17 protein-coding genes and 1 tRNA gene are annotated in these 24384 nt (G+C 63.2%); 13 read left to right on the top strand and 5 right to left on the bottom strand.

The window, feature by feature from the left end:
* Positions 1–5: 5 nt before the first annotated feature.
* From GBB18_RS09490 to GBB18_RS09460, 7 genes are all read left to right on the top strand, one after another.
* Entirely contained in the window at positions 6–1238 is a 1233-nt protein-coding gene (locus tag GBB18_RS09490; protein ID WP_225990278.1) for a HesA/MoeB/ThiF family protein, read from the top strand.
* 82 nt (positions 1239–1320) lie between these two features.
* Complete coding sequence (locus GBB18_RS09485; RefSeq protein WP_151641509.1) at positions 1321–2220, top strand: TIGR02569 family protein; 900 nt, start codon at positions 1321–1323, stop codon at positions 2218–2220.
* Positions 2221–2313: 93 nt separating this feature from the next.
* Complete coding sequence (locus GBB18_RS09480; protein ID WP_192796009.1) at positions 2314–5490, top strand: ATP-dependent DNA helicase; 3177 nt, start codon at positions 2314–2316, stop codon at positions 5488–5490.
* The gene (locus GBB18_RS09475) at positions 5483–8941 is read left to right on the top strand and encodes an ATP-dependent helicase (protein WP_151641507.1); all 3459 of its coding nucleotides are present in this window, start codon (positions 5483–5485) and stop codon (positions 8939–8941) included. Before GBB18_RS09480 ends, GBB18_RS09475 begins: the two co-directional genes overlap by 8 nt.
* A 73-nt stretch (positions 8942–9014) precedes the next feature.
* A complete protein-coding gene (locus tag GBB18_RS09470; RefSeq protein WP_151641529.1) occupies positions 9015–10136 on the top strand; it encodes a TrkA family potassium uptake protein in 1122 nt (373 codons plus the stop codon).
* 3 nt (positions 10137–10139) lie between these two features.
* A complete protein-coding gene (locus GBB18_RS09465; RefSeq protein WP_225979267.1) occupies positions 10140–10970 on the top strand; it encodes an NAD(+) diphosphatase in 831 nt (276 codons plus the stop codon).
* Positions 10971–10990: 20 nt separating this feature from the next.
* Positions 10991–13099 carry an ATP-dependent DNA helicase UvrD2 gene (locus GBB18_RS09460; protein WP_151641506.1) on the top strand — a complete coding sequence of 703 codons (2109 nt, stop codon included), beginning with the start codon at positions 10991–10993 and terminating at the stop codon, positions 13097–13099.
* Here GBB18_RS09460 and GBB18_RS09455 read toward each other — a convergent pair.
* Entirely contained in the window at positions 13096–14013 is a 918-nt protein-coding gene (locus GBB18_RS09455; protein WP_151641505.1) for a TOMM precursor leader peptide-binding protein, read from the bottom strand. The two genes, GBB18_RS09460 and GBB18_RS09455, sit on opposite strands and share 4 nt — an antisense overlap.
* Positions 14014–14131: 118 nt before the next feature.
* Here GBB18_RS09455 and GBB18_RS09450 point away from each other — a divergent pair, with 118 nt between their 5' ends.
* Positions 14132–14671: a SprT-like domain-containing protein gene (locus GBB18_RS09450; RefSeq protein WP_225990277.1), complete on the top strand. Its 540-nt coding sequence runs from the start codon at positions 14132–14134 to the stop codon at positions 14669–14671.
* A gap of 6 nt (positions 14672–14677) precedes the next feature.
* Here the strand turns inward: GBB18_RS09450 and GBB18_RS09445 are convergent, their stop codons facing one another.
* Positions 14678–16138 carry a zinc-dependent metalloprotease gene (locus GBB18_RS09445; protein WP_151641504.1) on the bottom strand — a complete coding sequence of 487 codons (1461 nt, stop codon included), beginning with the start codon at positions 16136–16138 and terminating at the stop codon, positions 14678–14680.
* Between the two features lie 121 nt (positions 16139–16259).
* Here GBB18_RS09445 and GBB18_RS09440 point away from each other — a divergent pair, with 121 nt between their 5' ends.
* Positions 16260–17318 carry a PDZ domain-containing protein gene (locus tag GBB18_RS09440; protein ID WP_370513273.1) on the top strand — a complete coding sequence of 353 codons (1059 nt, stop codon included), beginning with the start codon at positions 16260–16262 and terminating at the stop codon, positions 17316–17318.
* Between the two features lie 37 nt (positions 17319–17355).
* Here the strand turns inward: GBB18_RS09440 and GBB18_RS09435 are convergent, their stop codons facing one another.
* A complete protein-coding gene (locus GBB18_RS09435) occupies positions 17356–18045 on the bottom strand; it encodes a hypothetical protein (RefSeq protein WP_151641502.1) in 690 nt (229 codons plus the stop codon).
* Between the two features lie 139 nt (positions 18046–18184).
* Entirely contained in the window at positions 18185–18724 is a 540-nt protein-coding gene (locus GBB18_RS09430; protein WP_151550039.1) for a PPA1309 family protein, read from the bottom strand.
* Between the two features lie 251 nt (positions 18725–18975).
* Here GBB18_RS09430 and GBB18_RS09425 point away from each other — a divergent pair, with 251 nt between their 5' ends.
* The 3 genes from GBB18_RS09425 to GBB18_RS10880 all read left to right on the top strand — a co-directional run bounded on the left by GBB18_RS09425 (position 18976) and on the right by GBB18_RS10880 (position 22953).
* Positions 18976–22017 carry a UPF0182 family protein gene (locus GBB18_RS09425; protein ID WP_370513274.1) on the top strand — a complete coding sequence of 1014 codons (3042 nt, stop codon included), beginning with the start codon at positions 18976–18978 and terminating at the stop codon, positions 22015–22017.
* Positions 22018–22294: 277 nt separating this feature from the next.
* A tRNA-Met gene (locus tag GBB18_RS09420) sits at positions 22295–22371 on the top strand.
* A 369-nt stretch (positions 22372–22740) separates the two neighbouring features.
* Positions 22741–22953: a helix-turn-helix domain-containing protein gene (locus GBB18_RS10880; RefSeq protein ID WP_151550477.1), complete on the top strand. Its 213-nt coding sequence runs from the start codon at positions 22741–22743 to the stop codon at positions 22951–22953.
* A gap of 10 nt (positions 22954–22963) precedes the next feature.
* On the opposite strand, the gene GBB18_RS09410 is transcribed toward GBB18_RS10880, so the two are convergent.
* On the bottom strand, positions 22964–23641 hold the full coding sequence (locus GBB18_RS09410; RefSeq protein WP_151641500.1) for a GNAT family N-acetyltransferase: 678 nt from the start codon (positions 23639–23641) through the stop codon (positions 22964–22966).
* A 175-nt stretch (positions 23642–23816) separates the two neighbouring features.
* Here GBB18_RS09410 and GBB18_RS09405 point away from each other — a divergent pair.
* Positions 23817–24384: helix-turn-helix domain-containing protein (locus GBB18_RS09405; RefSeq protein WP_192796008.1), on the top strand; the 568-nt coding region annotated here is incomplete at its 3' end.

The following is a 24384-nucleotide window of genomic DNA, read 5'->3' as shown; positions in this document are numbered from 1 at the left end:
AATCGGTGACTCTCACACCGCGGCCGCTGCCCGCTGGGGCGACGGCACGTTATGCCCGCCATCTCTCCCTGCCTGGAATCGGGCTGCAGGGGCAGCAGAAACTCTACGGAGCCTCGGTGCTGGCGATTGGTGCTGGCGGGCTCGGTAGCCCGGTGATTGAATACTTAGCCGCGGCTGGGGTGGGGTGTCTGGGCATTATCGACGCTGACGCGGTGGACCTGTCTAACCTGCAGCGCCAGGTGGTGCACCGCACCAGCGATATCGGCACGCCGAAGGTGCAGTCCGCGGCCCGCTTTGCCCGCGAGCTCAACCCCGAGGTGGAGGTGCGCACCCACCACTGTGCACTCACGGCCACTAATGCCCGAGACATCCTCAGTGAATACGACATCGTGGTGGATGGCTCCGATAACTTCGCTACCCGCTATCTGGTGGCCGATCACTGTGCGGAGCAGTCCATCCCGCTGGTATGGGGCAGCATCCAGCAATTCGGCGGTCAGCTATCTGTCTTCGCCGAGGGCTATACCTTGCGCGATATTTTTCCCACCCCGCCGCCGCCCGGTAGCGCCCCCAACTGCGCCGAGGCCGGCGTCTTTGGCGTGCTGCCTGGGGTGATCGGCACCATGATGGCCACCGAGGTGATCAAGCTCATTACCGGATTCGGTACCCCGCTCATCGGCCGCCTCGCTACCTGGGATGCGGCGAATAACAACTTCAAAACCTTCTCCTTTTCCCCGCACCCGGAATCGGCGGCGCTGCGTCACCGCACCGTGGTCGAGGCATGCGAGTGGGGAGACAGCCCAGCAGCGACGACAGCTGCTGCTGCGGTGGATGCGGCCACCCGCCGGAGCGCCGATGCCCAGGAAGGACACGCGATCGATCCCCAGAAGACACCGCGAGACGCCGAGAACACCGCCCCGCCTGCGCCCACAAAGGAGCCGGAACACCGCTCGATGGAGGAGCTGCCCGCCCTGCTCGAGGAGGGCATGATCTCGGTGGATGTGCGCGAACCCATCGAATGGGAAGGGGGAGTACTGGGCGAGAGCCTGCTCGCTCCGCTCTCGCGGCTGCGCGCCGGGGACCTCGGCCAAGTCGCCGAGCTGGATCGCGCCCAGCCGGTGGCGCTGTATTGCAAAGCGGGAGTCCGCTCGGAAGAGGCCGCGCGGATCCTGCTGGCCCATGGTTTCGCGCGCGTCATCACCCTCGATGGGGGCATCATGTACTGGTGGATGAACCAGTAGAAGGCGCAGCTCGGAACGCAATCTTGCCCATGGCCGTGGTGTGCGCGCCGGGCGCGTGGGGTGCAACGCTAATCTAGGGGCTATGACTGACACCACCGACTCGACACCCGTGGGCTCGGTACCGGGGCACGTTTTTGAGGCTTTCCGAGTGCCCACCCATCACATCGCCGCAGCAGAGCGACTCGGCGCGGCGTGGGACAACGGCATCAAATGTGGAAACGTGGTGATTTCCCGAGCCCCCTCGGCGTCTTTTGCCGCGTGGTCGGCCAAGCTGCGCGATAGCCTCAGCCCTCGTGGTGTGCGGCTGGTGCGGCCGGTGCGCTCCACCGATGGGCGCGTGGTGATCTCGGGATTCCGGGCTAATGCCTATGTGGTGGGCGAACCAGCGCAGCGTGTCGATGAAACCGTGGGCGCGGCCCTTCTGCTCGCCGACGCTCTCGCCGAGGTGCCGGTGCCCCAGTGGGTGGGCCGCGATATGCAGCAGGTCGACGATGAAGCCAGCATTTTTCAGCTGGCTGATCGTGCCGCGTGGGCAGAACAGCCGGCCGAGTTGTTGGCCCGCGCTTTTGAGGGCGATCGCCCCGCCCGCGGCCACGAGGTGGAGGCGCTGAGCGCCGCTGCGGAGCTGCATCGGCGGGTGCCCGAGATTCCCCTCGAGGTGCAGTTGGGCCACGCTGACATGCTGGGTACCACCATCTTCTCCGGTAGCCAAGCTCCGATTGTGACCGAGATCGTGCCCGTGGCCCACCCGCATGCTTATACCGCGGCGCTGACGATGGTAGATGGCATCATCGCCGATGCCGTCGATATCGGGGTGCTGGATCGTTTCTCGCATCTGCGTTATCTCGACGCCTTGGCCGCCCGCGGGGTGCTCTATCGCCTCTATGTGCACGCGCTGCACCGAGCGAGCCGCCCCGCACACAGCCGCCGCATTGTGGCGTTGGCCCGCGAACTTGGCGAGCGTCTCGACGCCGACTCCTAGCCCAGATTTCCCCCGCATTCTTCGAATGTGTGTTCTTAGTTGTCGAGGGGCAATTCGCTGTGAGTGTCCACTACCTCTGCAAGAATGATGGGCATGAATAGCACCCCGCTGATGGCCCCACCACCGAACCCCACGGTGACAGTCACCTACCCCGGTCCGCGAGAAACCCCTCGTAGGACGTGGTCTGCGGCCGTGCACGAGCTGGTGCACGCCGAACTAACAGGCACCGTGAAGCTCATCGGCGCCGCCAACACGGGTGTGAGCTCCGCTTTGAGCGATACGGTGGTGGGCTTGATCAACGCGGGTGTGGATCCGGCGGAGATTGCGCTGATCACCACCGCCAAGGAGACGGCGAGTTATCACCGCAGCGAGCTCTCTTCTCTGCTGGGCGGCCGTGCCGAAGGCTTTGCCTCCGCAGGAACGCTCGTGCGCTCTATTCACTCCCTGGCTTTCGCCATTGTCCGGGCCGCGCGCCAGCGCGATATTGGCACCTCGCCCCGCATGATTACCGGCGCCGAGCAGGATGCCGTGATCCGCGAGCTTCTCGACGGCCACCGCGAGCGCGGCGGAGCCTACTGGCCGGAAGAGCAGCACGAGGCACTCGAGCTCGTCGGATTCGCCCGCGGCCTGCGCGACTTCCTGCTGCGCGCCCAAGAGCGCGGTCTGGGTGCCGCAGACCTCGAGCAGCTCGGCGAGGACTGGGACCGCCCTCTATGGTCTGCTGCGGGGCAGTTTTTGCGGGAGTATCGCCACACCATGGCGCTCTCTGGCCAGGACTCGCTCAACGCCTCCGAGCTGCTGGCCGAAGCTCACCGCCTCATCACTGATGATGAGCAGCTCGCCCAACAGGTGGCCCGCTCAGCGCGGTATCTGCTGATTGATGACGCACAGAATCTCGATCCCAAGGCAGCTGGGTTGATCGAGGCGCTCACCCCGCACACCACGCTCATGGTACTCGGTGGCAACCCAGAGCACTCCGTGTTTCACTTCCGTGGCGCGGATCCCGACTTCTTCATCGACTACCACGCCGAGCACACCATCGAGCTGACAGAGCCTCAGGTTCAGGCGCGCTCGCAGTATGTGATGGCCGCTGATGCTCGCAGCCACCACGACTTCATCGCGGACCGAGTACGTCGCGCCGGGCTGCTCGACTCGGTGGCGTGGCGCGATATCGCAGTGATCGTGCGCAGTTCAGGGGAGATCGGTAGCCTGCAGCGGGCGCTATTGATCGCCGGTGTCCCCGTGCACGTAGACAACTCGGCGATGGTACTCAAGGAACAGCGGGTGGTATCCAGCCTGCTTATCGCCGCACGGAGCCTGCTGAGCCGTATCAGTAGCACCGAGCTGAGCGAGCTCATCCTCGGCCCCGTCGGTGGCGCCGATCCGGTCACCTACCGCCGCCTGCTGCGCGGTGTGCGTGCCGCAGAAAAACGCCACGGCGGTAGCCGCCGGGCCATCGAGGTACTCGAGGATCTCCTGCTTCCCCAAGCCCCAGGCTATACCGCGCCGGAAAACGCCGAGATTCGCGATAGCCTCACCGAGCGGGAAACCCAGATTTTGCAGCGCACTACCGAGGTGCTCGAAGCGGGGCGGGCGGCCTATGAACGCGGCGAGTCCGTTGAGGCGGTGCTGTGGGCGTTGTGGGAAGCGACCGGTCTTGCCCAGCACCTGCAGGCGGTCTCGCTTCGCGGCGGAGCGTCCGGCTCCCAGGCGGATCAGGATCTCGACGCCGCCATGGCCTTGTTTGATACCGCCGGCGACTATACCGAGCGTCGCCCCGGGGCCTCCTTTTCCAGCTTCATCTCCTATATCGACAGCCTCGATGTTCCTTCGCTCACCCGCGAGCGGCGCGGCGCAAAAACAGATGCCGTCACCATCCTCACCGCCCACTCGGTCGTGGGCATGCACTTTCGCCTCGTGGTAGTCGCAGGAGTCAATGAAGGTGCTTGGCCGCAGCTGGGAGAAACGGGCACTTTATTCGGCCAGGAAGAGTTAATCAACCACACAGACGAGGACATCGACCCTGGGGTGTATGTGACCCACACGGCCGAGCGGGAAGCAGAAGAACGCCGTCTGCTCAGCTTGGCCTGCTCCCGAGCGACCGAACAGCTCTACATCATGGCGATCGATGACACGGAGAGCGAAGATGGAACCACCGAGCCCTCCCGTTTCCTCGCTGCCACCCCGGTGAGCATGCGGGTGTATAGCGCCGAGACTGCCGCCAGCACATCCGAGGATGCTGGGGCGGTGCGCGCCATTCATCCGCGTATGCTGTCCACCTCGAGTGTGATCGCAGAACTGCGGCGCACCCTGGAAAATCCGCACGCTCCCGCAGCGGATCGCGAGCATGCCGCGTATCATCTCGCGCGGCTAGCGGAGGCCGGCGTGCTGGGGGCCAGCCCGCAGGAGTGGTGGGGCATGCGGGCGGCCTCTACTACTGAGCCTCTGGTGCGTGCCGGGGACACCATCCGTTTATCCCCCTCCACCATCGAAAAGAGCCTTGATTGCCCCCTCAACGGCACCGTGGCGAAGTTCGCTGACTCCGCCAGTGGCAGCCCCCAAATCACCGGCACGCTCGTGCACGCCTTCGCCGAAGCCATTGATAATGGCGCCGAGGAGAGCGTGGCGCGCGAGTTGGTGGAGCATGCCTTTGCTCAGCAGCTCGATGATGCAGCGTGGAGAGAGGAGGCGGAGATCGCGTGGTTTAGCACCATGCTCGATAAAACACTGTCGTGGATCCACTCTGCTAATGCCGCGACCACTTTGGTGGGTACCGAGCGGCAGGCGTGGGTGCGCGTCGGCCATCTCACGGAGGGCGAGCATGATGTGATGATCTCCGGCCGGCTGGATCGTATCGACCGCAGTGGCGATAGCCTGCGGGTGGTGGATTATAAGTCCTCCGCTCAGGCCATTGCCCAGAAAGATGCCGCCGATCACGCGCAGCTCTCGGCTTATCAAGTGGCCGTAGCGCACGCCCGCCTCGATGCGGAAGGGAATCTCGCCACCCGCCGCCCCGAGGACCCTGAACTCGAGCGGGAGGGCGCCGTGCTGGTTTATCCCGGCACCAGCACCAAGAAGGTCACCACGCGCGAGCAAGCACGGCTCGATCAGGAGCAACTCGCTGCTTTTGAGGACACACTCATGGCGCTGGCGCGGGAGAAAGCACAGCCGCGGGTGCGGGCTGAGCTCAATGAGAAGCAGTGCACGTATTGCACGTTGAAGGCGGTATGCCCGGCACAGGATCAGGGAAGGAGCATCTTCAATGCCTAAGCAGAACAATCCGCGGCTGTCTCCCCGTGAGCTCTCGGAGCGACTGCAGCAGCCCTATGCACCGACCGAGCAGCAGGCAGCGGTGATCGGTGCGGAACAAGGATCACTGCTGGTGGTGGCCGGTGCCGGCGCCGGTAAAACCGAAACCATGGCCGCGCGCGTGGTCTGGCTGGTGGCCAATGGGCTGGTGCGCCCCGATCAGGTTCTGGGACTCACCTTCACCCGCAAGGCCGCCGGCCAGCTGGAACAGCGCATCCGCCGGAACCTCGCCACGCTGAAAAACACCCTCGGGCTCGCGGTGGATGAGCAGGGCCGCGAGCTCAGTATCGAACCGAAGGTAGCCACCTACGATTCCTACTGTGGGGATCTTGTGGCCGAGTACGGCCTCTTGCTGCCCATCGAAACATCTGCGCGCCTGATCACCGAGACCGAGCTTTACCAGTACTGCTATGAGGTGGTGCGGGAGCACTCCACCGCGATCGCCAGCGATCCCAGCGTCAGCTCGGCTATCGACTCCACCCTGGCGTTGATGTCCGCACTCGATTCCCACCTTGTCGATCCCGCGGATCTGCAGGAGGCGCAGCGCGACTATATTTCGCTCATCGATGGGCTCGAGACCAGCCCGCGGCAGAAAAAGCAGTACAAGTCGGGGAATGTCGAAAAACTTGTCACGGCGATGACGAAGCGCCAGGACTATCTGCCGCTGGTGCGGGAACTGCGGCGGCGCATGAAGCGCGATAATGTGGCCACCTTTGCGCAGAAGCTTTCTGCGGCGGCCCGCATTGCCCAAAGATATCCCCAAGTGGGCTATCGCGAACGCCGGAAATTCCGGGTAGTCATGCTCGATGAGTACCAGGACACCTCCAATGCCCAGCGGGTGCTGTTGTCCCATCTTTTTGGCAATACCGACCGCGCGTTGAGCATTACCGCTGTGGGCGATCCCATGCAGGCCATCTATGGCTGGCGTGGCGCCACTTCCACCAATCTGGACCAATTCGCCACAGACTTTCCCCGCATCGCGGAGGATGGGAGTACCTCGCCGGCACCGAAGAGCCAGCTCACAACCTCCTGGCGCAACCCGAGTAGCGTGCTCGAGCTGGCCAATGCCGTCTCCGCCTCCGTGTTGGAGCGTGATGGGCAGCAGCGCAGCGTCGAAAAGCTCAGTTCCCGGCCACAGGCCGCGGCGGGCGATATCGCCCTCGGATGGTTTCGCACCTATGAGGAGGAAGTGGAGTATGTCGCTGGGCGTCTTGCCGAACGCTTCCAGGACAAGCAGGAGGCGGGAGAGCGTTTCACCGGCGCCGTTCTGGTGCGCAAGAACCACCACATCGCCGCGATGGCGGCAGCCTTGGCCCAGCGCGGTATCCCCTATGAGATCGTTGGCCTCGGCGGGCTGCTGGAGGTTCCGGAAGTAGCGGATGTGCTCGCCATCGCCACCATGCTCGTCTCCCCGGAGAATAATGAGGCCGCGGTCCGCGTGCTGTGTGGCCCGCTGGTGAATCTCGGGGTGCAGGATCTCAAGGCGCTCCACCGCCGCACCGAGAATATTGCCGGCCGAGTGAATTCCAGCGGCGAGGTAGAAGAGGATGAACGGCTCGGCTCGCCCGATCCGCTGGAGCGACTCCGCGCCGCCATCGACCAAGCGCTCAGCGATGAACCCGATGCCCATGTGGGGCTTGTCGACGCCATCGCGGACCTCGGGGAACCGGAGCGCTATAGCGAGGAGGGCTACCAACGGCTCGCCGAGCTCGCCTCGAAACTGCGCTACCTGCGCTCCTATTCGCTATCCAAACCACTGACGGACATTATCGCCGATATCGAGCGGGTATTTTCCATCCGTACCGAAGCGCTTGTGCGCCGCGATCCGAACAGCGATGGCAGCGCCGGGGTGGCGCACCTGAACCAGCTCGCCGAGAAGGTGGCCGAGTTTAGCCGCACCCCCGGGGCCTCCTTGCAGTCCATGCTGAGCTACTTTGAGCTGGCGAAAGAGCACGAGCGCGGTTTCGACCGTGCCGAGATCGCCGTCCACAGCGACCGCGTGCAGCTGCTCACCGTGCACAAAGCCAAGGGCTTGGAATGGGATACCGTCGCGGTGCTGCACTGCGATAACAGCACCTACAACGATGGGGAAACCAGGCAAAAAAGGTTTGATAACTGGCTCAACTCGGTCGGGGAGCTGCCCCCCGTGCTGCGCGGCGATGCCGTGATTACCGATATCGCCGGGGTGGAGAACCCCAATGGTGTGCCCGTGCTGGACCTCGAGGGAGTCACCAGCCAGAACGAGGCGGACGCGGCGATCACCGAACACCGCGATGAATTATGGCGGGGCTATCTCGATGAGGTGGTGCGCCTGTTCTACGTGGCTATCACCCGCACCGAAAACACGCTGATCGTCAGCGGGGCGGCGCACGCCGATCCGACGAGCAGGGAGACCACGCCCTTCGAGCACTTCACGGCGCTCAAAGAACTCGCCCCCGAATCCGTGGTGCACTGGTACGACAGCAGTGAGAGCGAGGAGCCGGATCCTGCCGCCGCCACCGCTGAGGAAAGCACCACCTCAGCGGCCCCGGCGACGGATCTGCGCTTCCCGCGGCTGTGGAAGGAAGAAAAGGCCCAGGCGCTGGCGCTCAACCACGGCATCGCCAGCTATAGCGAGGACATTCTCGATGCGGCGGCCACGGCCGTGGAGGCGGCCCGCCACCGCCGCTGGGAGGATCTTCCCGCCAACTCCAGTGAGCTCAGCCAGTTGTGGCAGCAGGAGGTGGAGGCGCTCATCGCCGAACATGAGGCCGCCGCTCGGCCCGTGGTGGAGGTAGAGCTCAGCCATGAGCTCTCCACCTCTGATCTGGTGTCGCTGAAGTCCAGCCCCGCGGATTTCGCCCGCCGCCAGCACCGCCCAGTGCCCTTCAAACCCAATGCCTATGCCAAGCGGGGCACGGCGCTGCACCAGTGGATCGAGGATCGCTTCGGTGCCACCTCGCTGCTCGATGATGAGCAACTGCCCGGGGCGGGGGAGGAGATCGATCCCCAGGGCGCGGAGCTCGAGCACTTGAAGGAGAAATTCCTCGCCAGCGAGTGGGCGGAGCGCACCCCCACCTATGTGGAATACCCCTTCGAGATCTCACTCGGCGGCAGCATGGTGCGCGGGCGCATCGACGCCATCTTCCACTTCGGTACGGACGAAGAGTCCGGCTGGTGTGTGGTGGACTGGAAGACAGGCCGCCCGCCCACAGGCGCGGACATGCAGGCAGCGCAGATCCAGCTCGCCGTGTACCGGCTGGCCTGGGCGCGGCTGCTGTCGCGGCGATATGGTCGAGAGATCGATCCGGACTCGGTGCGTGCAGCCTTCCACTACATCGCCTACGATCACACTCTCGAACCGAGTAAGCTACCCGATGAGAATGAGCTCGCCGCGCTGGTGCACACTGACGGTATCGGCACGACAGACTGAGCGTGTGCAGCCGGCGAGTGCCCACCACTGATGACCCCCGCAACCAAGCAGCAAGGATATAGCCGTGGCGAGAATGCGTAAAAGGTTCGGATCCCGAGCCCGCGCGAGGCAACCCGTGGTACGCCGCCCCACCGAGCTGGATGATCTGCCGGACTATGCACTGCTGAATATCATCCGCATCCCGGAGGACAGGCGCTCCTCGCCGTGGCTGCTCATTGCGCGCCGCGTGGTGTATGCCATCGTGCTCATCCTCACGGTGACGGTGATCGTGTACTTCGATAGCGGCGGCTACACCGAGCCGCTGTCCTTTCTCGATGCGCTGTACTACTCGGTGGTGTCGCTCTCTACCACCGGCTACGGTGATATCGCCCCGGTGACCGACCGGGCCCGCCTCCTCAACGTCATTGTGGTCACCCCGCTGCGTATCGCCTTCCTGATCCTCTTGGTGGGCACGACGCTGGCGGTGCTCACCGAGGAATCCCGCCGCACCCTACAAATCCAACGATGGAGGAAGCGCTTGCGCAATCACACAGTGGTCATCGGCTACGGCACCAAGGGACGCTCCGCAGTCACCGCGCTGCTGGCCGATGGTGTGCCGCCCGGACAGATCGTGGTGGTTGATACCAACCGCCAAGCACTCGAGCGCGCCTCGGGGCACAACCTCGTGACGGTTCAAGGCAATGCCACGAAATCCGATGTGCTCAAGTTGGCCGGAGTTTCTCGTGCTCGGGCCGTGGTGGTGGCCCCCAATCAAGACGATGCCGCGGTGCTCATCACCCTCTCGGTGCGCGAAATCGCCCCCTCGGCGATGATCGTGGCGTCGGTACGCGAGTCCGAAAACCTTCACCTCGTGGAGCAATCCGGCGCCGATTCGGTGGTGATCTCCTCCGAGACCGCCGGCCGCATGCTGGGCTTGGCCACCGTCACTCCGCCCGTGGTGGAGATGATGGAAGATCTTCTTTCCCCGGGCGAAGGCTTTTCCATCGCCGAGCGCATGGTCAAAGAAGACGAGGTGGGCGCCAACCCCCGCCACCTCGCCGATATTGTGCTGGGCGTGGTGCGCTCCGGCAAGCTCTACCGCATCGACGCCCAGGAGGCGGAATCCGTCGAGCCCGGCGACCGGCTGCTCTATGTGCGCCGCGTGCTCTCTGCGGATGTCCCCGATACCGAGCCGCCGCGCGGAGAAAGTACCTAGCCCGTGCCGGATCAGTCTGCCGATCGCTACCTTCTCGTTGGCCCGCATCACACCATCGCGGCACAGCTCGACGCGGCCGATCTGCGCCGCTGCGGCATCAGTGCTGAGGCGATGAGACAGCGAGTGAGCGTCGATAAGCGCCGCCAGCTCTATGCCGTGCAGGCCGATGCCGCCGCCCTCGAGCGCGCCGCGGCAGCGGGAGCTACGCTGTGCGGTCCCGGTGATCCCGAGTTCTGGGAGGGCTCGATCGCCGGGGAAGGAGAGTTGCTGCGGGCCCTCGCCCTGGTGAAGGCCAAGGCCAGCACTCATTTTCACCCCGCCGATGGCTCCGCCTTGGACTATGCCGCTGACTCCGCCCGAGCGCGGGGGAGTAGTGGCTGGGTGTTTCCGCGCATCGACCCTGCCGTGATCGGCGTGGTGGAGCTGCTGGACCAGCACCGCATTCTCGTCGGGCGCAATGCGCAGCGCTCGCAGTATTTTTCGCTTATCGCCGGCTATGTGGAACCGGGCGAGTCCATCGAGGCCGCCTTCGTTCGGGAGGTGCTGGAGGAAACCGGCCGGCGTCTCGACGAGGTGCGCTATGTGGCCAGCCAGCCCTGGCCGCTCTCGGGCTCGCTGATGCTGGGCATGTACGGCACCACCGCTGATGTGGAGGCCCACTGCGTCACCGACAATGAGCTGCGTGAGACCCGCTGGGTGAGCGCGAGCGATATTCGCGAGCAGCGCTTCCCGCAGCCGCGCGTGGGCTCGATTGCGCACAGCATGATGCATGCCTGGGCAGCGGGTAGGCTCTTCGAGGCGCTGCGCGCCTCAACAACTAGAACTCAACCCTAGGGAAGGTGCTTTTCGACGCCATGTTCAGCCTCGATGACCTCGACGAGGACCAGCGCCGCGCCGCCGCGGCGCCCCGCGGCCCCGTGTGCATTCTGGCCGGCGCGGGCACCGGCAAAACCCGCACCATCACCTATCGCATCGCCAATCTCGTGAACGAGGGCATGGTCTCGCCCAACCGGGTGCTGGCGGTCACCTTTACCACCCGTGCCGCCGCGGAGCTGCGGGAGCGGCTGCGCAGCATGGGGGTGGCGGCCGTCCAAGCCCGTACTTTTCACTCCGCAGCACGCCGCCAGCTGGCCTATTTTTGGCCCTCGATCGCCGGGGATCTGCCGTGGCGGATGCTGGACAATCAATTCGGCGCGGTGGCCCGAGCGGTGCGGGCAGTGGGCCTGGATACCTCCACGGAATCCATCCGCGATGTGCTGGGCGAGATCTCCTGGGCCAAAGCAAGCCTGCTCACGCCCGAGTCCTATCCCGCGGAGGTGGAAAAGACGCTGCGCACCGCCCCGGCGAATCCGGATAAGATCGCCCAAGCCTATGAGCGCTATGAGCAGCTAAAAAACACCAAGGACGGGGTGCTGCTCGACTTCGATGACCTGCTCATCCACGTCGCTGGGGCGCTGGAGAACGCGCCCGCGGTGGCCGAGGAGTTCCGCGATCAGTACCGCACCTTCGTGGTTGATGAGTACCAGGATGTCACCCCGCTGCAGCAGCGGGTGTTGGAGGCGTGGCTAGGGGATCGCAGCGATCTCACCGTGGTGGGCGATGCCAACCAGACCATCTATTCCTTCACCGGCGCCACCCCGCGCTACCTGCTGGATTTCCCGCGCCGCTATCCCCAGGCCACCACCGTGCGCCTGCAACGCGACTATCGCTCCACCCCAGAGATCACCTCCGTGGCCAATAGCGTGATCGCGCGCGCCAGCGGCCGCATCGCCGGTACCCGGCTGGAGCTGGAGGGGTTGCGCCCCTCGGGTCCCGCGCCGAGTTTTCAGTCCTACCCGGATGAATCCGCCGAGGCCCGTGGGGTGGTGGAAAGAATCCAGCAGCTGATGCAGGAGGGAGTACCGCCCTCGGAGATGGCCGTGCTCTTTCGTATTCGCGCCCAGTCGCCCATCTATGAGCAGGCGCTTGCCGACGCCGGCATCCCCTACCAAGTCCAGCAAGGCGAAGGCTTTTATGAGCGGCCGGAGGTGCGCCAAGCGATGGCGCTGCTGGTGCGCGCCGCGCAGAAATTCAACCGCCAGATTCAGGTGGAGCGCACCGCTGGTGTGGCCGAAGAGGAGCTGCAGCGCATCGGGCCCAGCGGCGTGGAGCTCACAGGCTATGTGCGCGATTTGCTTGCCGATGTGGGCCTCAGCGAGAAGGAACCGGAAGGCGCGAAGCAGCGGGAGCGCTGGCAGTCGCTGAAAGCACTGGCGGATGTGATCGAGGATCTCGCCTCCTCCCACCCCCACTGGGGATTGCAGGCCGTGATGGATCAGGTGCACCAGCGCGCCGCCGCGAAGCAGGATCCCACCGTGCAGGGCGTCACCCTCGCCACCGTGCATGCCGCCAAGGGCTTGGAATGGGATGCCGTGTTTGTGGTGGGGCTGGTGGAAAAAACCATTCCGATCAGCCACGCCATCAAGGCCGGTAACGAGGCGATCGAGGAGGAACGCCGCCTGTTTTATGTGGGCATTACCCGCGCCCGTGAGCATCTGAGCTGTTCCTGGGCGCTGGCCCGCAAAGAGGGCGGGCGTGCCTCGCGCAAGCGAAGCCGCTTCCTTGATGGGGTGGTGCCGGAGGTGGATCTGTCCTCTGTGCCGCCGCGCTCCAAGCGCTCCAAACGCTGCCGCGTATGCGGCACCACGCTGCTCACCCCGCAGGACAAGGTGGCCGGCCGCCACGAGGACTGCCCCTCAGGGGCGGATGCGGCGATCTTTGAGCGGCTCAAGCAGTGGCGTCGCGCCGAGGCCGAGGAGCTCAACGCCCCCGCCTATATCGTGTTCACCGACGCCACCCTCACCGCGATCGCCGAGGAGATGCCCTCCACCAAAGCCGAATTGTTGGATATCTCAGGGATCGGGCCGATGAAGGTGGAGCAGTTCGGGGAGTCGCTCGTGCAGCTTCTCGACGAGCTGCGCTAGCCCTCACTCGCCGTTCTCGGCCGCGGCCGCCGCTGGGAGGTCTCGAAGCACACTGGGCAGATCGGATGGGCCGCCACCGTGTCTTCCTGCACCGCCGTGTGGGTGACCGTCCAGCGGGTGCCGGCGCGCACCAGCTCCGGCTGGCTGCCCTCGTGGACCGCCTGGACGAGGGCCGCGATGACTGCCGCGGTGGCGGTGGTGGTGATGGGGCTGGGCTGAAGTTTGTGCGGGACGCGCTGGGCCACGATATCGGACCATGCGGGATCGGCGTCGCTGCGATACAGCTCCATGCATAAGGGGCACGGCCCGCGAGTGCCGCGGCGCATCGGGCCGATGCAATACTGCCCGTCGATCACGTCCACCACAATCAGTGGCTGCTCCTCGGCGATGAGCTGGGTGAGCAGCGGGGCGAGGAAGCGGTGCTGGCTGATCTCATCAATCACCAGCACCGGGTGGGTGGCCAGCTGCGCAATATCGTGCACGAAGGGGGCCAGAAAATCTGGGTGCTGGGGTCGGTGCAGGCTCACGCCCGTGGCGCTGAGCACGCCCGCCACCTGTGTGGCGAGGGGAGAGCGCCCGATGAGGCTCGCGGTACGGCCGCTGTCGGGGCAGGCTTCGAGGATGCGGTGCTGGAGGAGATCGTCGATAAGCGAACGCGCCGCGCTGCCGGCCATACCGGACTCTTCGAGCCAGGTGCTGAGCTGGGTGCGCGGTGTTGCTCGATGGACGCGGCGGAAGCAGCGGGCAATGGCGGCGCCCATGACGGGGCTGAATTCGTCGATGACCACCGCGGTCTGTGGGTTTTGCCCGAATTGCAGTGCCCCGCAGGGGCGGATGAACACAGAAATGCCCTCGCGCAGGCGCACCGTGGCGTGCGGTGCTGCGGTGTCGTGATGCTCCGCTGGTGCTTGCATAAGACGTTCCCCCCGAAACCCCGTTCTGCACTGGCTGCGGCCGCGGCCGCCGTGTCTGGGGATAGTTCTACTACACTCACCGGCCCCGCGCAGCCGAGCGGACTACACTGGCGTGCTTGTGAGTACAGAGCAGCCCGCAGTGACAGTCATTCGATCGGCGCGAAGAAAGAAAACCGCGGCCATCGAGGCCCGCGGCGATGGCTATGTGGTGCGCATTCCCGCCCGATTGACGGCGCGCCAAGAACGCGAGATGGTGGCCTCCCTGCTGCGCCGAGTCGAAGCGAAGCGCTCCCGCGGCCAGCTCAAGAATGACACCGCCTTAGAGTGCCGCGCCGCGGAGCTCAATGAGCGCTATCTGGAGGGGCGGGCGCGGGTCAGTTCCATCCGCTGGGTGCATAATCAGCGCCGGCGTTGGGGATCCACCACCCCCGCCGATGGCACGATCCGGCTCAGTCACCGGCTGCAGCCACTGCCCAGCTATGTGGTGGATGCGGTGATCGTGCACGAAATGGTGCACACCTTCGTTCCCGGTGGCCACGGCCCCGAGTTTCGGCAGTGGGTAGAGCGCTACCCACACACGGCAAAAGCCGAGGGCTTTTTGGAAGCCCTCAGCTTTATGGACGAGCGTCCGCTCCGCGAGGAGGAGCCGGATGCCTAGCGGAGGCTAGGCGTCGCGGCCGCTGTCCTTATCATCCTCGTCCTTATCGTCGGTGTTCTTATTGTCGCTGTCCTTAGCGTCTGCATCCTCAGAGCCGGAGTCCGGGTTCTCGGCCTCGCGGGCGAGTTCCTCTTCGAGCTTGGCGATCTCTGCGATGGGATCGAAATCGCCGGAGTCCTCGGAATCCAGCAGGCCGTCGATGAACTCGGCGGAGTTATCCAAGTCCTCGGCCACGGGCAGGAAGTCGGGGTGATCCCACACCGCGTCGCGGCGTTCGATACCCACAGCGGTTTCCACGCGGCGCCACAGCTCCTGGGCCTCGGCCACCTTGGGGGCGGCAAATTCGATGCCCACCACCTTGGCAAAGGCCTTTTCGGCGGAGCCGCCGGTGGCGCGTCGGCGGCGCCACGCCTCATTCATCGCCGCGGTCGAGGGCACGCGATCGCCCATGGCTTCGGTGACCACGAGCTCCACCCAGCCCTCGACGAGAGCGAGCATCGTTTCCAAACGGCTGACCGCGGCGGCGTTGCGGGAGGTGACCGTGGGGGAGAGGTCCATGCCCTGCAACCGGGCCATGGCCTCCTGGATGCCCTCGGGGTCCTGGGCCTCGGTCTGGATTTCGCGCATCGCCTCTTCCACATTGGAGGTGTCGATCACGAGACCAGCGGCGTACTCCTCCACCGAGGAGACGAGACGCTCCACCAGCCAGGGCACGTGCTTGAATAGGCGCTGCCGGGCGGCTTCGCGGGCGCAGAGATAGACCAGCGCTTCCTGGGCGGGCACTCCCAGATCCTTGGACATGGTCTGCAGATTCTGCGGCAGCACCGCGGTGGTATCACGCGGAGCAACGGGTAGCCCAAAGTCCGAGCCGGTGAGCGCCTGGGTAGCGAGCTCGCCGAGCGCATTACCCAATTGCATACCGAAATTCATGGAGGACATCCGAGAGAGCATGCCGCGCATCGGCCCGATCATCTCCTTGGCCTCCTCGGGCACATTATCGAATTGCGCCTCGTTCATCTGCTCGGCCACAGGCGTCACAAAACGCTTCCACATGGGCAGCGTGTGCTCGAGCCAATCGTGGGCGTTCCACGCCTGAACCGAGGCTTCCGAAGTAGGGAGCTGAGTGGCGTCGTCAAGCCACAGCTCTGCCAGCCGTACCGATTCTCGGACGGCCTCGGCGTCATTCGCCCGTACCGAGCCCGGTGAACCCGCGGCTTGGCGGGCGATACGCTCGGCAAGGCTATAATTCACCGGCCCCTCCGAGTTGGGGTCGTTCATACTCGAGCCCATATCGCTGAGCATCTGCCCAAACTGGTTGAGCATGTCGCCTAATCCACCGGATACAAACTTGGGGTCATCCCCCGAGCCTCCGGAAAAGAACATGCCAAAGGGCGATTGGTCATCCCGACGGCGGTCATCGTCATCGTCTTCATTACCAAAGGAAAATCCAAATCCGTTACGGCTCATGGCACCAAATCTACCGCGCACGGAGTTGCGCTTGCTAGCGAGACAGCCACGCTGAGAGCGAACAGGGCGCGGGCCGCGAGCGTTGAAGCCTCGTGCTGTGGGGAAGGTAATGTGGTCAGTCGTGAATCCTCGTAAGCGCACCTTGACCTACGGCGCCATTCCAGTGGTGGTGCTCGCCGTGCTCGCCAACCTCGATCACGTTCCTGGCACCGACATCTCGCTGACGGTGCCCTATGCCGCCGAGGGGCCCGGCCCAACCTACGATGTGCTCGCAGAGTTTTCTGGGGAGCCGGTCGTGGAGATCACGGGAGTGCCCACCCAGACGACCACGGGCAACCTCGACATGACCACGGTGGTGGTGCGCCACAATATGTCTCTGGCCCAAACCATGGGTCGCTGGTTGTTCAGCGATGACACAATCGTGCCGATCGAGGCAGTGTTTCCACGGGATAAGACGGAAGAAGAAGTCCGTGAGATCAACCAGCAGGCCTTTGTGGATTCCGAATCGGCGGCGGTGGTGGCGGCGATGGGGTATCTCAACCGCCCCACCGAGGTAGAGGTGCTCTCCGTGGCCGATGACTCCGCCGCCGAGGGGCAGGTGCAGCCAGGCCAGGTGCTGCTCGCTATCGATGACACCCCAGTGACCACACCCGAGCAGGCCCGCGAGGCGGTGCAATCTCATGAGGTGGGCGATGAGGTCACAGTGACCCTGCGTAATGAGGACGGCACAGAACAGGCCCTCACCGTCGAGCTGGGGGACAACCCCGGCGCTCCGGGCACGCCGTTGCTGGGCGTGGTGATGAGCGCAGTTCCGGGCGACAACCTCGATGTGGATTTCCATCTCGAGGACGTCGGTGGCCCCTCCGCGGGGCTGATCTTCACCCTCGCCGTGGTGGAGAAGCTATCTGCCGAAGACATTAATGCCTCCTTGCATGTCGCCGGCACCGGCACCATTAGTAATGACGGCACCGTCGGCCCCATTGGCGGCATCCAGCATAAGGTCACGGCCGCCCACCGGGATGCGGGTGCGGAGGTATTCCTCGCCCCGGAAGCCAATTGTGCGGAGGCGCTCAAGGGCGATCACGGCGATATGGACATCATTAAGGTCACCGATCTCGCCGGCGCCATCGAGTCCATGAAGGCCTATAAAAATGGCGGCGACTATCCCACCTGTGGATAGCCGCCGCCTGGGCCTTCAGTTCTAGGAGACTGAGTCCTTATTCCTCGGAGTCCGCGTTGTTCTCCTCGTCGGCGGCAGCCGCGTTATCGGAGTCCTGCTCCTCAGGCTCCGTCGGCTCGCTCTCCGCGGCCCCGGGCTTCTCGGCAAGCCCCAGCTCATAGATGCGCTCTTCCGGATCCACATCATCGGTGGATACCATCTGCTGCAGAATCAGGCCCTTGTCCTTATTCACCACGGTGACAATCGCCGTGGTGCCCATAATGGACCAGCCGACCACGCGATCCTCGGACTTGTCCACCACCTGCGAATTCGAAAACTCGGTCAGCGCCTGCATCACCGACATCGCCTTCGGCTTGGAACTCATGAACTGGAACGTGCCCACCTTCGGGCCGGTACACGTAATCGAATTCGGCAGGCCATTCGGCTGGCAGTCATTGAGTTGCTCAAAGAGCTCGCGCGGCGCCAGATCGCCGTACTTCTCATAGGCCTTGCCGATGGAGGCATCCTTAAAGTCCCGTGTATCGGTGCTGCTCGTTGTGCTTGTCCGCGCCGTCTCGGTGCTGTCGTCGCTTTCTGCCGAGGATGTTTCCGAGGTGCGGGTCGAGGTCGTGGAACTGGACGAGCTCTCCGCTACATCCGAGGCCTCGCCCGAATCCGAGCATCCCGCCGCCGTGAGCGCAGCAGTGAGGGCGAGTGCCGTCAGGGCCAGAATCCGAGAATCTTTCATGACAGTGTTTTTCCTCCGCGTGGATGCACAAGCGATGCGCACGCTATATAAGAACATTGACCTAGAGCACAGCGCACCACCCATGCTAGTTCACGCATGAGGGCCGCTTGGAATCTTGTGCCCGCGGTGGGCGCGGGGCCTAGTCCACATTCTCCTCGAAGGAATAGCGCAGCGCGGCGATGACGCCCGGGGCCACCCCGGCGCCGCCGCGGAGCTCAATATCGTCCTCCGCGAAGGCCCCCTTGGCCTCCAGCTCCTCTTCGGTGGGGCGCAGCTGCAGCAGAGTCAGATCGCTTCCGCCGCGCACCACACCGGAGAACAGTCGCGCCGGGCGGGCCGTCGTATCCGCGTGCTCTGCGCTGTCTTTAAACATGATCTCTTGGGCGAGTACCGCACCCTCCACGCCCTCGGGCCACATGATGCGGGCGATATAATCGCCGAGTTCCTCGGAGCCCGGCTGGATGTGCTCGGGAAGATTATCCTGCACCACGAGAACGAAGGGCGAGTCATCGATGTCCTCCGGGAGAGCGTCGATAAGCCTCTCGCGAGGGACGAGCGCGAACAGGGTAGGGGTGGCGTCCCAGCCCTCGGCGTGGATGAACTCGACTGCCTCCAGCATGGCCTTGTTGAGGGCCTGCGGCAGAAGATAGGTGGCTGCAGATTCGTCGTGATTGCTCATGGCTTCCTTGGATTACGTAATGTGGTGAACTGTCTATGCAGTTTTGGTAGATATGAGTGTGAGATGTGCCGGAGCTGGGTGTGGCTGCGGGACGTCCTCGAGCAGCATGAGGGGGTCCACACACGTCACTATGTGCACCGCATCCGTTGGCTGGCCTCGCCCACGCTCGCACGGACTCACTCCCGCGCCCAACGGTACGGGAACCGTAGTTGATAGAGCGTGACTTAACCTAACAATGTGCATCAAGGAGAATAGCGTTGTCGAATAAGCGGCCCTCGTCCGGCCCGCCCATTAAACGCCCACCGAAGGCTCTCAGCTGGACCTTAGGCATCATTATCGCTCTTGTGGTGATCGCCCCCATGGTCGTCGGCTTCTACACCGACTGGCTGTGGTTTCAGGAAGTAGATTTCACCGGAGTGTTCACCAAGGTAGTGCTCAGTCGCATCGCCTTGTTCGTTGTGGGCGCCATCCTCGCCGGGGGCATAGCGTTCATCGCCGGATACGTCACCTATAAAAATCGCCCCGATTCCCTCGAGACGATCGATCCGAATAACCCGATCCACCAATACCGCAAGGTGTTGGAATCCTCCCTGCGGGGTGTGCTCACCGGGCTGCCGGTGCTGCTGGGACTGTTCAGCGGCTTCGCGCTGCAGCGCGAGTGGCGCACCGTGTTGATGTTCTTCTCCCGAGAAAGCTTCGGGGAAACCGATCCGCAATTCGGCCACGACCTCGGCTTCTACGCCTTTGTGCTGCCTATGCTGCAGCTGATCGTGTCCTACCTGTCGGTATTTCTCATCATCGCGTTCTTCATCGGCCTCATCGGGCACTACCTCCTGGGAGGTATCCGTGTGGGTAACCGCATGACGGGGGTGCGTGCCTCTATTTCCACCTCCGCCCAGGTGCAGCTGACCGTGACCGCTGGGCTGTGGATGCTGGTGAAGGTAGCCGGCTACTATCTCGAGCGCTACTCGCTGCTATTTAGTAAGAATGAAACGTTTACCGGCGGTGGCTACACCGACATCAACGCCATTCTTCCCGCCAAGATCCTGCTCATGGTGATCGGCATCGTGGTGGCCATTGCGTTCTTCTCCGCGGTGGTACTCAAGGACCTCCGCATTCCCGCGCTGGCCACCGGCCTGATGGTGCTTTCCGCAGTGGTGATCGGGACAGCCTATCCGCTGATTATTGAAGAGTTCTCGGTGAAGCCGAACCGTGCGGAGAAGGAGCGCGAGTACATCCAGCGCAATATCGACTCCACGCGCTACGCCTATAACCTCACCGACGACAACGTCACCTACATGGAGAACTGGGGAGCGAAGGGCGCTACTGACGAAGAGGTGGCGAATGACCGCGCCACCCTGTCCAATATCCGCCTCCTCGACCCCGAGGTGCTTGCCGCCACCTTCACCCAGCAGCAACAGCTGCGTAACTTCTATGGCTTCCCCGACACCCTCGCCATCGACCGCTACACCACCGACGGGGAGCTGCGCGACTATGTGGTGACCGTCCGCGAGATGGACCCGAACGCGCTGAGTGATAACCAGCGCGACTGGATTAACCGCCACACCGTCTACACCCACGGCAATGGCTTCATCGCCGCCCCCGCCAACCAGGTGGATGAGGTGGCCCGCGATGTGGGATCCACCCGCGGCGGCTATCCCGTGTACAACGTCTCCGATCTGCAGGCGCTGAAGCAAAACCGCAACGATGAAGAAGTAAAGAAGCTCGGTATCGAGGCGAAGCAGCCACGTACCTACTACGGCCCAGTGATCAGTGAGGTCCCCGCCAATGTGGACTACTCCATCGTGGGCGATACCGGCGCCGGCCCAGTGGAGTACGACACCGACACCGACCGCTTCACCTACGACGGCAAGGGCGGTGTGGACGTGGGCAACATGTTCAACCGCGCTGCCTTCGCGCTGCGCTATCAGGAGCTCAACCTCTTGCTCTCCGATCGAGTGGGCAGCGATTCGAAGATCATCTTCAACCGTGACCCGCGCGAGCGCGTGAAGAAGGTGGCGCCGTGGCTGACCACCGACTCCAAGACCTACCCAGCTGTGGTGGATGGACGCATCAAGTGGATCGTGGACGGCTACACCACCCTCGCGAACCTTCCCTATGCTGAACGCACCTCGCTGACCAACGTCACCGAGGATGCCCGCAACCCCGAGGGAACTAACCAGCTGCTCTTTAACGATCAGGTCAGCTATATCCGCAACTCGGTGAAGGCAGTGGTGGACGCCTATGACGGCGACGTCCAGCTCTATGCCTTCGACGAGCAGGATCCCGTGCTCAAGGCCTGGAGCGATATCTTCCCGAATACGGTGAAGCCGAAGTCCGAGATTTCTCCGGAGATCATGGACCACATGCGCTTCCCCGAGGATCTTTTCAAGGTGCAGCGCGAGCTGATGACTCGCTACCACGTGGATGATCCGGGCGTGTTCTTCAACAACGATGCGTTCTGGTCTGTGCCCACGGATCCGACCGCAACGGAAACCCGCACCAGCGAACAAGCTGGCGGCAACGAGGGACGCCAACTGGCCCAGCCGCCCTACTATGTGGTGGCCGCCGATCCGAAGACGGGTAAGCCCAGCTTCCAGATGATCACCTCCTTCCGTGGTCTGAAGCGCGAGTTCCTCTCCGCACACATGGCGGTGTCCTCCGACCCGGACAACTATGGCCACATCACGCTGCGTGTGCTGCCGACGAACACCCAGACGCAGGGCCCGCGCCAGGCACAGGACACCATGATCTCCTCCGATCAGATCGCGCGTGACCGTTCCCTCTGGGAGCGCACCAACAAGGTGATCGACGGCAACCTCCTCACCCTGCCGGTGGGCGGGGGAGAGATCCTCTACGTGGAGCCGGTGTACACCCAGCGTAAGGACCAGGCCTCGGCCTTCCCGAAGCTGCTCCGCGTACTGATCTCCTATAACGGCAAGGTGGGCTACGCGCCCACCATCGCCGAGGCCCTCGACCAAGTGGGTATCGACCCGAAGGAAGCTGCCGACCTGGATGAGGCCGAGACCGTCGACGCTGGCAAGGACGATGCCACGCCCGAGGACGGGAAGAAGGACGAGGAGGCATCCGCCGAGGATAAGAAGGATGACAGCACGGACACCCCGAGCGGTCCTGCTAGCGGAAGCGGCGATCAGGGCGAAGCCATTGATCGCATCAACCGCGCCCTCGAGAACCTGCAAGACGCCCGCAATGGTTCGAACGAAGAGTACGGTCGTGCCCTCGACGAACTCGATGATGCGGTGCGTGACTACCAAGAGAACTACCAGAACTAGCGCCCTATAACGCTAGGTAGCACGCCGCTTATAGCGCCCACAGCCCTGCGGGGTTGTGGGCGCTGGTGTTTGGGGTGGTTCTTGGGGAAGTGTGTGCGGTGGTGCGCGCCGGGTATGGGCTGGGCTGTCTAGCGTGGTTTATCCCAGCGAGGTAGTGCCGAGAATTCGCAGTACACAGAGCGATTTGGATGCTGCGCTATTCCTCTGTATAGTAATCACACGTCGCTGAGACAGGCCGCAAGGCATGGAACAGCAACAAGTGCATATATGCACCCGACGCGGGGTGGAGCAGCTCGGTAGCTCGCTGGGCTCATAACCCAGAGGTCGTAGGTTCGAATCCTGCCCCCGCTACCACTTTCCGAGAACCCTCGGCTTCCGATTGGAAGTCGGGGGTTTCTTGCTGTGTGGATACCCTCTGGGGGAGAAGGTCAGTGATGTCAATGTCAAAGAATTCGGCCATTGCGTACAGTTCCTCCACGCTCCATGAACTCTGTCCATAGATTTTTTTACTCACTGCTGGACCAGAGCATCCCAGCGCTTCTCCGAGCTGCTTCCTGGTGGCGCGATGAACGAACATTAGCTGGTTCACTTTCGCACCTATGGCTTGGTCTGCCGACATGGGCACTCTTTGGGTCTTTGTCCTCATGTGGATAACGTAACAAATGTTCCAAAACGTTACAAGTGTGTCTTGAAAAGAGTTGTGTTCCATGTATCCTAATTGGCATGAGTGTAACCAAATGGAACGAACGGTCTATCGAGGACTGGCTAGACCCTTCTGAGGTTGGTCGGGTAATTCCCGGAGGGATCAGCCCTGCCGCAGTGCGTAAGTGGTGTCGCGAGGGGAAGATTCCCGGAGTCATTCAATTGCCTAATGGTCGGTGGAGGATCCCACGATCGGCTATCGAAGAGGTTTTGGAGGCTGGCCGTGCTGGTTAGGGGTGCTGGTTTAGGGGGTGTAGAGGAATGCTTTGGTGTTGTGTGGCCGGATGTTGGGGTTCCCGTCTTGTCGCTGTATGGCGAGCGGATGGTGGACTCTGAAGGTGAAGTTGTCGCTGCTGTGGAGTTCTTTGAGGGCAAAAAATGTGTCGGGCATGCCGGGGAGTTGTCCGAGGATTTCTTCGTGGGTGGGGTGTTTCGCTGTGAGCATGAGGCTGACACGCGGTTTGTACACGAAGTAGTCGCTTTTGCGGAAAAGATTCGCTGCGGTGTCGTCCCTGGCGACTGCGAGGATGAAGTCGCAGTGGTTGTCTCGCGCTTGGGCGGTGATTGTGCTGAGCAGGTTGGTGGCTATGTGTCTGCGTCGCTGGTCGCTGCGTGTCGCGATCAGCTCGATCATTTTGGTGTGGTTCAGCAGCCAGGTGTGTACGCGCTGGCGGATGCTTGGTTCGATGGCTCGGTTGCGTTTTATTGCGTTGGCCTCTTGGTGCAGTGGGCGTGTGAAGACGGCCGCTACGAGTTGGTTGTTTTCCCAGTATCCCGTGAGTTGGCTGCTAGTGGAGCCGACGCGGCTAGTGGTGGGAAGTTCGGGCAAGACGACTTCTGGACTCATTTCTTCGACGAAGAGCTTGCGGATGTCGCGGTGGTCTTTTTGCGTCGATGCGAGTCGTATGTCGGTGCTGTTCATAGCCCGATTTTAGAGCGAGAGGGAGCTTTGTGATGCGGCTCGATGTATGTGAATTCTCGCGGTGGCATAAAAAAGCGCCCTCCGTGGGGGCGGAGGGCGAATACAGCGAAGGGGGAATCACTGATGTTTCGAAGTTAGCACGTGTTGCCCTGGTCGCGCTAGGGGAGTGGTCGTAATGGGTTTTGTTGAGATGGGCATTGTGCTGAATCATGTGGAGCTTCAGCCTGCCCAGAAGATGATTTTGATGGCTTTGGCGGATAGAGCGGACGCTTCGGGGGTTTGTTGGCCGTCGATTACTGAGATCGCGCATCGCACGTGTCAGTCCGAGCGCACTGTGATGCGTCATATTGCGGCGTTGAAGTCCGGTGGGATGGTGAGCTCTCAGCAGCGCCGGTATCGCACCGCGAATGGTGTTACTCGGCAGGCGTCGAACGTCTATCACCTTGATCTGGCGGGCATGATGGCGGGTTTGTACGATTCTCGTCCGAAACAGAAAAACAGCAGGTCAGCCCCAGGGTGTCAATCTGACACCCTGGAATCTGGGGTCGATGTAAAACCGCAGGTCAGTCCAGGGTGTCAATCTGACAGTCTGGAAATCCCAGGGTGTCAATCTGTGCATTTCCAGGGTGACAACGGTGTCACCCGTAGAACCTGTCATAAAGAACTAACCATTCCTGTACCTGTACCTGCCGACGGCTTACGCGACGAGCACGCCGAGGAGGCGGACGGGCAGGGGGCAGGGG

This window comes from Corynebacterium sp. 11A (assembly GCF_008930935.1).
Classification (GTDB): domain Bacteria; phylum Actinomycetota; class Actinomycetes; order Mycobacteriales; family Mycobacteriaceae; genus Corynebacterium; species Corynebacterium megadyptis.
This window is presented reverse-complemented; position numbering and strand designations above follow the sequence as displayed.

Bases quoted from the DNA above. Each gene is read 5' to 3' on its own strand.
- GBB18_RS09485 (WP_151641509.1), top strand. From the start codon at position 1,321: ATGACTGACACCACCGACTCGACACCCGTGGGCTCGGTACCGGGGCAC.
- GBB18_RS09480 (WP_192796009.1), top strand. From the start codon at position 2,314: ATGAATAGCACCCCGCTGATGGCCCCACCACCGAACCCCACGGTGACA.
- GBB18_RS09475 (WP_151641507.1), top strand. From the start codon at position 5,483: ATGCCTAAGCAGAACAATCCGCGGCTGTCTCCCCGTGAGCTCTCGGAG.
- GBB18_RS09470 (WP_151641529.1), top strand. From the start codon at position 9,015: ATGCGTAAAAGGTTCGGATCCCGAGCCCGCGCGAGGCAACCCGTGGTA.
- GBB18_RS09460 (WP_151641506.1), top strand. From the start codon at position 10,991: ATGTTCAGCCTCGATGACCTCGACGAGGACCAGCGCCGCGCCGCCGCG.
- GBB18_RS09455 (WP_151641505.1), bottom strand. From the start codon at position 14,013: ATGCAAGCACCAGCGGAGCATCACGACACCGCAGCACCGCACGCCACG.
- GBB18_RS09445 (WP_151641504.1), bottom strand. From the start codon at position 16,138: ATGAGCCGTAACGGATTTGGATTTTCCTTTGGTAATGAAGACGATGAC.
- GBB18_RS09435 (WP_151641502.1), bottom strand. From the start codon at position 18,045: ATGAAAGATTCTCGGATTCTGGCCCTGACGGCACTCGCCCTCACTGCT.
- GBB18_RS09430 (WP_151550039.1), bottom strand. From the start codon at position 18,724: ATGAGCAATCACGACGAATCTGCAGCCACCTATCTTCTGCCGCAGGCC.
- GBB18_RS10880 (WP_151550477.1), top strand. From the start codon at position 22,741: ATGAGTGTAACCAAATGGAACGAACGGTCTATCGAGGACTGGCTAGAC.
- GBB18_RS09410 (WP_151641500.1), bottom strand. From the start codon at position 23,641: ATGAACAGCACCGACATACGACTCGCATCGACGCAAAAAGACCACCGC.